Source organism: Barnesiella sp. WM24 (assembly GCF_004570975.1).
Lineage (GTDB): Bacteria > Bacteroidota > Bacteroidia > Bacteroidales > Muribaculaceae > Muribaculum.
In genome coordinates this window covers 58,071-69,647 of record NZ_SPPC01000001.1, presented here as the reverse complement: position 1 = coordinate 69,647, position 11,577 = coordinate 58,071, and the positions used below count along the sequence as shown (strand labels likewise).

Genomic DNA, 11,577 nt, shown 5'->3' with positions numbered 1-11,577 from the left:
GAAAAACAGAAATAATAAATATAGTTATGACACAGGATTCACGACCATTTGAAGACATAGCTCCTTATCCCGACAGTATGTTTCATGAAAAGATGCAGCATCTGGTAAAAGAGCCGGGATTTGAACATGCTGTAAAGTGGGTATTACCCAATGTTGACTATAAAGAAATGTGTGACGATCTCCTTCAGGTAAGAGACAAAGACACGTTCCAGCATAAGATAATGTGGCCATTCCTTGAGATGCTTGCCTCAAAGACCACTTCCGGGCTTACGATTGAAGGTATCGACCGCATAGACCCGTCAAAGGCTTACACGTTTATCACCAATCATCGTGATATCGTGCTTGACACCTCTTTCCTGAATCTGTGTTTCCTTCGTTCAGGGTATCCTACTACTCAGGTGGCTATCGGAAACAATCTGCTTATCTATGAGTGGATCAGCGATCTTGTAAGACTTAACAAAAGCTTTATTGTCAAGCGCGACCTGCCTAAGGTAAAGGCTCTGGAGGCAGCTAAAGAGTTGTCGTCATATATCCATTTTACTGTCGGTGAAGAAGGACAGTCGGTGTGGATTGCGGAGCGTCAGGGCAGAAGCAAAGACTCAAGCGACCTTGCCCAGGATTCTCTTATAAAGATGCTCGGGCTTGCCGGTGACGGTGATTTCCGCGACAACTTGAAGGAGATAAATCTTCTTCCGGTGTCAATCTCTTATGAATATGACCCCAACGATTATCTGAAGGCTCGTGAGTTTCTGCTGCGCCGTAACGACCCGGAGTTTAAAAAGACTCAGCGTGATGACCTTTTTGCTATGGAGACCGGTCTGCTCCAGCCTAAGGGAAGGGTGCATTTTAATGTAGGGACTCCGCTAAACCCGTTTATCGACCTCATTCCCGAGGATGCCGATAAGAGCCAGATTGCGCGTGATGTGTGTGATGCCGTTGACTGCCAGATACATTCCGGCTATATGATATTCCCTATCAATTACATCGCTTATGACAAGCTGCATGGCAGCTCGCAGTTTGCCGACAGATATACCTCGGAGGAGGAAGAGGCGTTTGAACGTTACATCAGGACACAGCTTGAAAAGGTGGACATTCCTGAACTAACTGACGAGGATAACGTTTTCTTATATGAGATGATGCTTACGATGTATGCTAATCCGTTAAAGAATAAGATTTCAGCCGAGACATGCAGCAGTGAAGCGTAAAGTCATGCGATTTGTCGGATTGCTGAATTTATGACACTATGAGATTGCCGTTATTGATAATGATTATACTTATGGTAGTCAACGTGTTTGTTGACTACTATATATGGCGGCGCATTACTGCTGTTGCGCGCCGAAGGTTCTGGGGCGTCGCCTATGCCTGGAGCTCGCTGTTATGCCTGTTGTTTCTGGTGGTGACAATCTGTCTTCCCCGGCGTAGTGGCAGTGACAGCATGCTTGTGTGTATAATGTGGATGCTCTATGCCTATTTTTCGGTATATATTCCAAAATACATATTTTGCCTTATCAGTTTTATCGGTTATCTGCCGCGCCTGTGGCGGCAAAAAAGCTGGAGACTTCCGGCTGTCATCGGTGCTGTCGCGGCCGTCGCCGTGTTTGGCGTAATGTGGTGGGCGGCGCTGATAAACCGCACGTCAGTCCAGATAAAACAGGTCGAGGTAATGGTTGACAATCTTCCCGAGCGGTTTGACGGTTACAAGATAGCCCAGTTTTCTGATTTCCATGTCGGGACATATGGAAACGATACTACCTTTGTAAGTGAGGTTGTCGATAAGCTTAACGGTCTTGATGTGGACGCCATAATGTTTACCGGAGATATTGTAAACCGTCGCACTGATGAGCTCTTGCCGTTTGTCGGAGTCTTGTCGCGACTTGACGCTCCCGACGGTGTATATTCGATTCTCGGCAATCATGATTATGGCGATTACTGCGAATGGCAGAGCGACGAGGCAAAGCGTGCCAACATGGCGCTTATGAATGACCTGCAGCGTAAAATGGGCTGGAGGCTGCTCAATAACGAGACCGAGTTTATATATCGCGGCGGTGACTCTATCGCTGTCGTCGGGGTTGAAAACTGGGGTGACCCGCCATTTACCGTATATGGTGACCTTGACAAGGCTTATCCATGTCAAAGCGACAGCACGTTTAAACTGCTGCTTACTCATAATCCCGCACATTGGGTAGAAAAAATCGCTGATAACGATACAATTAATATAGGGCTGTCCCTGTCGGGCCACACCCACGCCATGCAGATGGAGGTCGGCGGTGTGTCGCCTGCGGCATGGCGTTATCCTACATGGGGCGGCTTGTATAATGACAGCGACGGCAGCCATAAGCTTTATGTCAATATCGGGCTTGGCACAGTGGCTATACCGGCACGTATAGGAGCCACGCCGGAAATCACGGTGCTTACTCTAAAAAAGTCACATAATTAAAAATATATATATCTTCTTCCACACAACAATGAGCAGTGAGCTTTTTTCTATAATAGCCGGAGAGATGAACATACTCCGCAAACAGGTTTCAGCAACGGTAAAACTCCTTGATGACGGCGCTACAATACCGTTTATAAGCCGTTACCGAAAAGAAGCTACAGGTGGGCTTGACGAGGTGGCTGTACACAATATAAAACTCCGATATGAGGCGTTGACCGCTCTTGTCAAAAGAAAGGAAGCTATCCTGGCGACTATAAAGGAGCAGGGCAAGCTCACTGCCGAGCTCCAGAAAAAGATAGAAGAGACACTTGACCCGTCGGTGCTGGAGGATTTATATCTTCCATATAAGCCACACAGGCGCACAAGGGCGGTAATGGCTGCCGAAAAAGGGCTTGAGCCGCTTGCGCGGATGATTATGTCGCAGAATCTCGATAATGTTGGGAAGGCGGCAAAGAAGTTTGTCAAAGGTGATGTGGCTGATGAAAAAGATGCTGTTTCGGGAGCTCAGGACATAATTGCCGAATGGATGAGCGAGAGCGAGAAGGCTCGTTCGATTGTGCGTTCGCGCTATCAGCGAAACGCTGTGATAACGGCAAAGGCTGTCGCCGGTAAGGAAGAAGAAGGAAACAATTATAGAAACTATTTTGACTTCAGCAGTCCGCTACGATCAATAACGTCCCACAGACTGCTTGCCATATTGCGTGGAGAAGCCGACGGATTTCTGAAAATGAGCATCTCTATTGATGATGAAGAGATGATCGAGCGACTTGCCCGGCTTTTTGTAAAGCCCGGAGCCACTCCGGAGACTGCCTCGCTCATAAAGGCTACCGTTAAGGATAGCTACCGCCGTCTTATACGCCCGTCTATCGAGACGGAGGTCATGGCTATCGCGAAGTCGAAGGCCGATGACGGTGCGATAGCGATGTTTGCCGACAATGTAAGGCAGCTTCTTCTCGCTCCTCCTCTCGGTCATAAACGGGTGCTTGCCATTGACCCCGGATTCCGTACGGGATGTAAGGTTGTGTGTCTTGACGAGCAGGGCAACCTTCTTCACACAGAGGTCATTTATCCTAATCCGCCACAGAATGATTTTCACGGCTCCGCATTCAAGGTGAGCCGTCTTGTGGAGTCTTATCGGATTGATGCAATAGCTGTAGGTAACGGCACTGCGAGCCGCGAGACGGAGAAATTTCTCTCGTCTATACGTTATCCGAGAAAGATACAGGTGTTTGTCGTCAGTGAGAACGGTGCGTCGGTATATTCTGCTTCTAAGATAGCGCGTGACGAGTTCCCTGATTATGACGTTACGGTTAGAGGTGCCGTGTCAATCGGCAGACGTCTGATTGACCCCCTTGCCGAGTTGGTGAAGATTGAGCCTAAATCCATCGGGGTGGGGCAGTATCAGCACGATGTCGACCAGGGCAAACTGAAAGAGGCGCTTAACTATACAGTGGAGAGCTGTGTCAACTCAGTCGGGGTCAATGTCAACACTGCTTCTCGCGAGTTATTGTCTTATGTATCAGGCATAGGTCCGGCTCTTGCTTCAAATATAGTCACTTATCGTGCCGAGCATGGTGATTTCAGACGCCGTGAAGAGTTGCTCGATGTGCCGAGAATGGGTGAAAAGGCTTATCAGCAGTGTGCCGGCTTTTTAAGGATTCCTGACGGGGAAAATATACTTGATAATACAGCCGTTCACCCCGAGCGCTACGAGCTTATTGCCCGTATTGCCGCCGACAATCATTGCGGCGTCGAGACATTGATTAAGAATCCGAGACTGCTTAATGAGCTTGATCTTTCGCCCTATGTTGACAAGAGCGTAGGTCTTCCGACACTTACCGATATTGTGCTTGAACTTGAAAAGCCCGGGCGTGACCCGCGTGCCCGCGTCGAGGTTATGGAGTTTGACGACAAAGTGCGCGACATCAAGGATTTGTCTGTAGGTATGGAGCTTAACGGCATCGTCAATAATATAACTGCGTTTGGCTGTTTTGTCGACCTCGGTCTACATGAAAACGGTCTTGTGCATATCTCGCAGCTCTGTGACAGTTTTGTTTCCAATCCCGCCGAGGTGGTGTCGCTGCATCAGCATGTAAGGGTAAGGGTCATTGATATCGACTATGAACGCGGAAGGATTGCTCTCTCGATGAAAGGCATTGCGCAGGGATGAAAAAGGTTATCGTGAGCATAGGAAGTAATGCTCCTTCAAGGGATTACATGATGGACGCTGCTGTAAAGTGGTTGCATGAAGTGCTTTCAGAGTGTGCTACATCTGACATTTATGAGACCCCCGAATATAGCGGCAGGTATCCGGCTTATTTTAACTGCGTCGCTATCGGGTTTACTGCTCATGATTCAGCGACTCTCAATGGACTGCTGAAAGACTACGAGCGAAAGTCGGGACGGACTTCCGAGTCAAAAATCACCGGAATCGTACCGATTGACCTTGATATTGTTGAATATGACGGTAAGCTGCTTCGCCCTGTCGAGTTTGAGCGTGAATACTTTGCCATCGGTTACAGGCAGCTCTGCCGGCAGTAGCCTCAGTACACGATTTTGTCAGTGCTTTTCTCCCAGAGGTCAAAAGCTTTTATCGCTGTCGTGCCCTCGATGTGTATGCACGGAATCATCCGTTCCGCGGGTTTCTTGTCGATTTCCTTGTAAATGAAGCTGTCGCTGAAATTTATCCTGTCGGCATCTTCCTTCGTGTTGCCGTAGTAGATGCGCTTTACTCCCGCCCAGTATAGTGCGCTAAGACACATAGGGCACGGCTCGCATGAACTGTAGATGACACAATCACTGAGCTTGAACCTGTCCAAGGAGTGACACGCGCTTCTTATTGCATTCATTTCGGCGTGGGCGGTAGGGTCGTTGTCTCGGGTCACAGTGTTGACTCCTGTGGATATGATTTCCCCGTTCCTGACTATTATTGCGCCAAACGGTCCTCCGCCTGCATTGACATTTTCCTCGGCAAGTTTACATGCCAAGTCCATGAATTTTCGGTCGTCGGGAGTTATGTCGTGATAAGTCATAAATCTAAATGTTTTCAGTTGTAAGTCTTTTACCGGTCCGATTCCCAGTATTCATCCGGTATGTCTACTTCGATAGTCAGGACAGTGCGTTCCGACATTCGGTAGAACAAGGCTAATATACGGTCGGAATAGTGCTTGTTTGCCGCCCATCGTCCGTTAAGCTCTTCCCATGTCGAAGCCGAGCCCCGGCTTACATAGGAGAATCTCGGGTCGATTATTTCTTCGCCGTCAGGCAGGTTGTCGCTGCTGCCATAGGCAAAGAGGTGCTGTATCTGTGCCGTGACACCTGCCTCTATGCTGTCAAAGGCGTGACCGCGTTCTTTCTTGGCTGTCACGCCGAGTCCGCAGAAATTGTATTGGTCTGACGTGACTGCCGTATCATCGGAAAAGCGGAACCATCCGGTCTCAAGTATCGCCTGACACAGGGCAATGTCGCCCCTGACGCCATATTTCTTCCCGATGTGATAGTAAGCCTCGGCAATTTCGCGGGGAAAATTTTCATTGTGGGTCTTTACAAACTCATACATCCTGTCGATGCCGACTTCGACATCGCCACAGATAGGTGTCGCCGCGTTTATCGTAACGGCATAGTACGACACCAGAAATGTAATTGCAGCCACAATCAGTCTCATCACTTTGCCCGCTGGTATAGATAACGCTTGATGGAGCGTTTAGGTGTCTTTTCAAATTCCTGATAGTGGATTTTGACCTTGGATATCTGCGAGTAGGCAGGAAGTTCCTTGTTGAGGGTCTTTATATTCTCATCCATAATTTTCCCCATCTCGTCCATAGGCACTCCGTCTTTAGTCGCCTGGTCCATATCGGGATATACGAGGGCTATCAGCTTGCCGTCGCCGTCAATCACTATCGACTCGGCGACATAGGGCATGTTGTTAAGCTTCTGCTCGATTTCTTCAGGATATATGTTTTGTCCCGAAGGCCCGAGTATCATGTTTTTGTTTCTTCCGCGTATATAGATGAACCCGTCGTTGTCCATCGTGCATAGGTCGCCGGTATTCATCCATCCGTCCTTCATGACTGACTCTGTGGCTTCTTTGTTTTTGAAATATCCTTTCATCACGTTGTCGCCCTTCACCCAGAGTTCTCCGGGAATGTTCACCGGGTCGGTAGACTCGATGCGACATTCCATGCGGTCTACCGGTTTTCCGCATGAGCCGGTGCGCTGTATATTCCAGGGCGCATATGCGATAAGCGGCCCGCACTCTGTCATGCCATATCCTACCGTGTACGGGAATCCGATACGGCGCAGGAAAGTCTCAACCTCCTTGTTCAGTCCGGCTCCGCCGATTATTATCTCTTTTACATTGCCTCCAAATGCATCGGTAAGTCCTCTCTTGATTTTGTCAAGCAGTTTCTCATCGATAAACGGCACGTGCAGAAGCAGCTTCATCAACGGCTTGTCAAGCAGCGGGAATACCTTGGTTTTTACAATTTTCTCGATAATCAGCGGCACCGTGACGATAAGCTTGGGCTTTACAGTGGCAAAAGCGTCAAGGATTACTTTCGGCGATGGCACTCGGGTGAGGAAATAGATGTGACAGCCCTTGACAAAGGGGTGAATGAACTCTACGATAAGCCCGTACATGTGGGCGAGGGGCAACATACACACTATGCCGTCGCCGGCGTTGAGAAATGTAAGCCCGTCGATGCAGAACTGTATATTGCTCCAAAGATTCTTGTAAGTGAGCATGACTCCTTTGGAGAATCCGGTAGACCCTGAAGTGTAGTTTATTACAGCTACGTCACCTTCTTTTTCAGAGTGAAACTTCACATCTTCCGGAGTGAACCGTTCAGGATACTTTTTCCCGAATAGTTCGTTGAGGCGCTGACGTGCAGCTTTAAGCTTGTCGTTGCGCGACATCAACAGTGAAAAGTCAGTGAGATTTACAACCCCTTCAAGTTTGGTCATTGAATCGGGGTCGAGGTTTTCCCAGGTCGAGTCGTCGGTAAAAAATAATCTTGCATCACAATGTGATACAAGGTGATGTATATTGTCGGGCTTGAACTCGTGAAGAATCGGGACTGCGACGGCTCCATAGGTTACGGTAGCGAGAAATGCCACAGCCCACTGCGACGAGTTCTTGCCGCATAACGCGATTTTGTCGCCGCGTTTTATGCCGGCATGTTCATAAAGAAGATGCAGTTTCGCTATTTTACGCGCGATGTCGCGGTATTGATATGATACACCGTTGAAGTCGGTAAGAGCAAGATTCTCCCAATTATTGCGGATGGAATCTTGCATATATTGGATTAGGCTTTTATGCATAACTTTAATAATAATTGCACAAATATAATACTTTATGGAATTAAACACATCAGTTTCATCAAAAGTTTTCAGGAAGGTATCACCCTGTCTACTTGTGATAATGAAGTGCGATTATATCCGACGTTTCCGGCGTGACGGCAAAATGTCGCGATGCGCGCATTCCTGCAATCCACAGTATGGTGTCATCCCTGGTAAGGAGCCATGCGGCGTCTTTGTCTCTTAGCGAAAGCTTGGCATCGGAGAATATGTCGCTTACGAGCCTGCTCCCTTTCATCCCGAAGGGGGCTATGCGGTCACCGTCATGCCGGTGACGCAGGGTGAACACCGGGGACCCGTCGAGCACTGACGGGTCGAGATATATTGTATTTCCGGTGCGGTCGGGACGGAATTGACTGCGTCCTACTCTTTCGATTGTCAGCCATTCAGGAAGCGACAGCGGATTGTCGAGGTCGATGATATATTTTTCAGGGAGGCTTTTTTTACAAAGCTCTTCGACTATGAGGTTGCCACGGTTTATTATGATTGAGTGAGTGGGCGATAAGAATCTTTTGCCCGATGATGTCGGTGACTTGCAGGCTGTGATTATGTCGGCGGCATGGCTCGAATTGAATCCGTAAGCCTTGACTGTCTCATATAGTATTGTCACGGCGTTTTCGGGATTGTCGTCAATGATGGAGAGGCTTATCTCGCCGTCATTAAGATAGCGTGAGGTCGCGTCGTCAATAAGGGATGAGTATAGCGCGGCTGTATCGCGCATGTTGTGCAGTGTGGTTGTCAATCCCTTGTCGGCATCGGGAAACTCCTCGCGCAGCATCGGAATGACAATGTTGCGTAATTTATTGCGCTTGACGTCGCTGATGAGGTTGGTGCTGTCGGTCATGAAGTCGATATCCCTTTCTTTCAGGAACGCCTCCACCTCCGGTCTCCTGCAGTCAAGCATGGGACGGATAAATATGCCGTTGATATATTTTATTCCTGTGAGTCCGGTTATGCCTGTCCCGCGGAGAAGGTTAAGAAGCATGGTCTCGATATTGTCGTCATGATGGTGGGCTATCGCCACGGGTATGCCCCCATATTCGGCGGAAAGGTCACGAAACCACTTGTAGCGCAGGTCACGACACGCCATCTCTGTCGATACGCCATGCTCTTTTTTATAGGCTTCCACGTCAAAATGAATCTCTTTATAGCCTGACGCATATTCTGCCGCGATTTTAGCTGCATACATGCGGTCGCGTTCCGACTCTTCACCGCGAAGATGAAAGTCGCAGTGGGCGGCTATGCACTCATATCCCAGCTCATGCAGCGATACAAGCAGAGCTACCGAATCAGCGCCTCCGCTGAGGGCTACAATCACTTTCCCCCCCTGTTCCAGCATGCCATGGCGGGTAATGCTGTCATTTACTTTGCCTATAAAATCATTCATAATGACAAATGTAATGAAAAGTTCGCGGAATTTTTGTAATTTTGCCGATATAAAGAAACAGAACATTGCTATGTTAGAAAAAATAAATGCGCTCAAGGCTGAAATTGATCAGCTGGCTGCGTCCAATGCCGCCGATGTGGAGGCGCTGCGTATCAAATATCTCAGCAAAAAAGGTGCTGTGTCAGAGCTTATGAATGAGTTCCGCACTCTGTCGCCTGAAGAGAAACGTGAGCTTGGAGCTCCGCTGAACGAATTGAAGAATTACGCCACCGAACGTATAAATGCGCTTCGCGAGGCTCTTGCCAATAATGAAAGCGAGGTCAGTGACCTTGACATGAGCCGCACGGCTTCTCCCATAAAGCTTGGCACGCGCCACCCGCTATCGGTTGTACGTAATGAAATCGTGTCTATATTCTCACGTCTTGGATATTCGATTGCCGAGGGCCCCGAGATTGAGGATGACTGGCATGTGTTCTCGTCGCTTAACTTTGCCGCCGATCATCCGGCGCGCGATATGCAGGACACATTCTTTATACAGCGTAATCCTGACGTGTTGCTCCGCACCCACACATCCTCCGTGCAATCACGCGTCATGGAAAAGACCCAGCCCCCTGTAAGAATCATCTGCCCGGGACGTGTCTATCGTAACGAGGCGATTTCAGCGCGCGCCCATTGCTTCTTCCATCAGGTCGAGGCGCTGTATGTCGATGAGAATGTATCGTTTGCCGACCTTAAACAGACTCTCCTGTATTTTGCCCAGGAAATGTTTGGCCCTGAGACAAAGATACGTCTTCGCCCGAGCTATTTCCCCTTCACCGAGCCTTCGGCGGAGATGGACATATCATGTAATCTTTGCGGAGGCAAGGGCTGCTCATTCTGCAAGCATACCGGCTGGGTAGAGATTCTCGGTTGTGGAATGGTGGACCCGAACGTGCTTGACGCGTGTGGCATAGATTCAAAGAAATACACCGGTTTTGCTCTCGGTATGGGAGTGGAGCGCATCACCAACCTGAAATATCAGGTCAAGGATTTGCGCATGTTCTCTGAAAATGACACCCGCTTCCTTGAGGAATTTACCGCCGCTCACTGATAAATGACAATAAAAGACCGCTACAGGCTTGTGATTGAGTGGTTTGAGACCGCGATGCCGGTGGCTGAGACAGAGTTGCATTATTCCGACACGTTTCAGCTGCTTGTGGCGGTGATATTGTCGGCGCAATGTACCGACAAGCGTATCAACATGGTCACTCCGCCGCTTTTTGAGGCTTATCCTGACGCCCGCGCCATGGCCGCCGCTTCGCTTGATGACATTTATGGCTATATAAAGTCGGTGAGCTATCCCAACAACAAGGCAAAGTCGCTTCTCGGGATGGCGCGTAAGCTTGTCGATGACTTCGGCGGCGAGGTGCCGTCTGACATGGATGACCTTATGAGTCTGCCCGGTGTCGGTCGAAAAACCGCCAATGTCATTCTGTCGGTCGTATGGAATAAGGCGGCGATGGCGGTTGACACCCATGTGTTCAGAGTGAGCGAGCGCATCGGGCTTACTACCGGAAGCAAGTCGCCTCTACAGACTGAAAAGACGCTTTGCCGACATATTCCGGAGGCTCTTATCCCGAAGGCTCATCATTGGCTTATATTACACGGGAGATATGTGTGCAAGGCACGGCGCCCCGACTGCCTGAACTGCGGGCTTACCGGTGTGTGCCGCTATTACCGTCGCGAAAACCAAGAAAAATAGCATGCAACTGTTATGGATGTGGAATTGACATTTTTGTTTGTAATCGAAGTCATCGGCACGATTGCGTTTGCAATAAGCGGCATACGCATGGCTGCGGCAAAGCATTTTGACTGGTTTGGGGCATATACGGTAGGGCTTGTCACCGCTATCGGCGGAGGTACGCTCCGTGACATTCTTCTTGACATCCCTGTGTTCTGGATGCAGACCTGGTGGTATCTTGCAGTGACGGGCATTTCGCTGATACTCGTGATTTTATTCCGAAAGGTGCTTGTCAAGACGCAGATTCTCTTTGTGTTTGACACCATAGGTCTCGGATTGTTTGTCGTCATTGGCATTCAGAAGACCCTTGATGTGGACTACCCGATGTGGGTGGCTATTGTAATGGGTGTGGTGACGGGTGCTGTCGGCGGTGTCATACGCGACATCCTTGTCAACAATGAGCCTCTGCTGTTTCAGAAAGATATATATGCGACGGCATGTCTTGCCGGCGGATTGATATACTGGATTACTCTTCTTGCCGGCGCTTCGCCGATGGTTCAGGGGATTGCCTGTGCCGCCACGGTCATTATAATACGCCTTCTTGCTGTGCGCTATGGCTGGTCGCTGCCTGTATTGATGGAGGAAGTCAAGAATAATAAACCTTGAATATTGAGTGAA

At 49.1% G+C, this 11,577-nt stretch carries 11 protein-coding genes; 7 read left to right on the top strand and 4 right to left on the bottom strand.

Translation table 11 applies throughout. The features are described from left to right. Window positions 1–26: 26 nt before the first annotated feature. From E4T81_RS00285 to E4T81_RS00270, 4 genes are read left to right on the top strand one after another with little or no spacing between them, the layout of a single operon-like run. Window positions 27–1,205, top strand: coding sequence for an acyltransferase (locus E4T81_RS00285; protein WP_135040393.1), 1,179 nt, complete (start codon window positions 27–29; stop codon window positions 1,203–1,205). 59 nt (window positions 1,206–1,264) lie between these two features. Continuing rightward, entirely contained in the window at window positions 1,265–2,437 is a 1,173-nt protein-coding gene (locus E4T81_RS00280; protein ID WP_167761551.1) for a metallophosphoesterase, read from the top strand. Between the two features lie 28 nt (window positions 2,438–2,465). Further along, window positions 2,466–4,607 carry a Tex family protein gene (locus tag E4T81_RS00275; protein WP_135040389.1) on the top strand — a complete coding sequence of 714 codons (2,142 nt, stop codon included), beginning with the start codon at window positions 2,466–2,468 and terminating at the stop codon, window positions 4,605–4,607. Beyond that, window positions 4,604–4,978: a 2-amino-4-hydroxy-6-hydroxymethyldihydropteridine diphosphokinase gene (locus E4T81_RS00270; protein WP_135040387.1), complete on the top strand. Its 375-nt coding sequence runs from the start codon at window positions 4,604–4,606 to the stop codon at window positions 4,976–4,978. The genes E4T81_RS00275 and E4T81_RS00270 overlap by 4 nt, the downstream gene beginning before the upstream one ends. Before the next feature lie 2 nt (window positions 4,979–4,980). Here the strand turns inward: E4T81_RS00270 and E4T81_RS00265 are convergent, their stop codons facing one another. The 4 genes from E4T81_RS00265 to tilS all read right to left on the bottom strand — a co-directional run bounded on the left by E4T81_RS00265 (window position 4,981) and on the right by tilS (window position 9,179). Further along, window positions 4,981–5,469, bottom strand: a complete 489-nt coding sequence (locus tag E4T81_RS00265) for a nucleoside deaminase (protein WP_135040385.1) — start codon at window positions 5,467–5,469, stop codon at window positions 4,981–4,983. Window positions 5,470–5,498: 29 nt separating this feature from the next. After that, a complete protein-coding gene (locus E4T81_RS00260) occupies window positions 5,499–6,101 on the bottom strand; it encodes a glucosaminidase domain-containing protein (RefSeq protein ID WP_135040383.1) in 603 nt (200 codons plus the stop codon). Continuing rightward, complete coding sequence (locus E4T81_RS00255) at window positions 6,101–7,756, bottom strand: AMP-binding protein (protein ID WP_135040381.1); 1,656 nt, start codon at window positions 7,754–7,756, stop codon at window positions 6,101–6,103. Before E4T81_RS00255 ends, E4T81_RS00260 begins: the two co-directional genes overlap by 1 nt. Before the next feature lie 88 nt (window positions 7,757–7,844). Next, on the bottom strand, window positions 7,845–9,179 hold the full coding sequence (gene tilS / locus E4T81_RS00250) for a tRNA lysidine(34) synthetase TilS (RefSeq protein WP_167761549.1): 1,335 nt from the start codon (window positions 9,177–9,179) through the stop codon (window positions 7,845–7,847). 70 nt (window positions 9,180–9,249) lie between these two features. Between tilS and pheS the strand changes: the two genes are divergently transcribed. From pheS to E4T81_RS00235, 3 genes are read left to right on the top strand one after another with little or no spacing between them, the layout of a single operon-like run. Beyond that, entirely contained in the window at window positions 9,250–10,269 is a 1,020-nt protein-coding gene (gene pheS, locus E4T81_RS00245) for a phenylalanine--tRNA ligase subunit alpha (protein ID WP_135040376.1), read from the top strand. Between the two features lie 3 nt (window positions 10,270–10,272). Then, window positions 10,273–10,920: an endonuclease III gene (nth, locus tag E4T81_RS00240; RefSeq protein WP_135040374.1), complete on the top strand. Its 648-nt coding sequence runs from the start codon at window positions 10,273–10,275 to the stop codon at window positions 10,918–10,920. A gap of 12 nt (window positions 10,921–10,932) precedes the next feature. Beyond that, on the top strand, window positions 10,933–11,565 hold the full coding sequence (locus tag E4T81_RS00235) for a trimeric intracellular cation channel family protein (RefSeq protein WP_135040372.1): 633 nt from the start codon (window positions 10,933–10,935) through the stop codon (window positions 11,563–11,565). Window positions 11,566–11,577 lie beyond the last annotated feature (12 nt).

Excerpts from the sequence above, each read along its gene's own strand:
- E4T81_RS00255 (WP_135040381.1), bottom strand. The coding sequence starts at position 7,756 with ATGCATAAAAGCCTAATCCAATATATGCAAGATTCCATCCGCAATAAT.
- pheS (WP_135040376.1), top strand. The coding sequence starts at position 9,250 with ATGTTAGAAAAAATAAATGCGCTCAAGGCTGAAATTGATCAGCTGGCT.
- nth (WP_135040374.1), top strand. The coding sequence starts at position 10,273 with ATGACAATAAAAGACCGCTACAGGCTTGTGATTGAGTGGTTTGAGACC.
- E4T81_RS00285 (WP_135040393.1), top strand. The coding sequence starts at position 27 with ATGACACAGGATTCACGACCATTTGAAGACATAGCTCCTTATCCCGAC.
- E4T81_RS00260 (WP_135040383.1), bottom strand. The coding sequence starts at position 6,101 with ATGAGACTGATTGTGGCTGCAATTACATTTCTGGTGTCGTACTATGCC.
- E4T81_RS00265 (WP_135040385.1), bottom strand. The coding sequence starts at position 5,469 with ATGACTTATCACGACATAACTCCCGACGACCGAAAATTCATGGACTTG.
- tilS (WP_167761549.1), bottom strand. The coding sequence starts at position 9,179 with ATGAATGATTTTATAGGCAAAGTAAATGACAGCATTACCCGCCATGGC.
- E4T81_RS00270 (WP_135040387.1), top strand. The coding sequence starts at position 4,604 with ATGAAAAAGGTTATCGTGAGCATAGGAAGTAATGCTCCTTCAAGGGAT.
- E4T81_RS00235 (WP_135040372.1), top strand. The coding sequence starts at position 10,933 with ATGGATGTGGAATTGACATTTTTGTTTGTAATCGAAGTCATCGGCACG.
- E4T81_RS00275 (WP_135040389.1), top strand. The coding sequence starts at position 2,466 with ATGAGCAGTGAGCTTTTTTCTATAATAGCCGGAGAGATGAACATACTC.
- E4T81_RS00280 (WP_167761551.1), top strand. The coding sequence starts at position 1,265 with ATGATTATACTTATGGTAGTCAACGTGTTTGTTGACTACTATATATGG.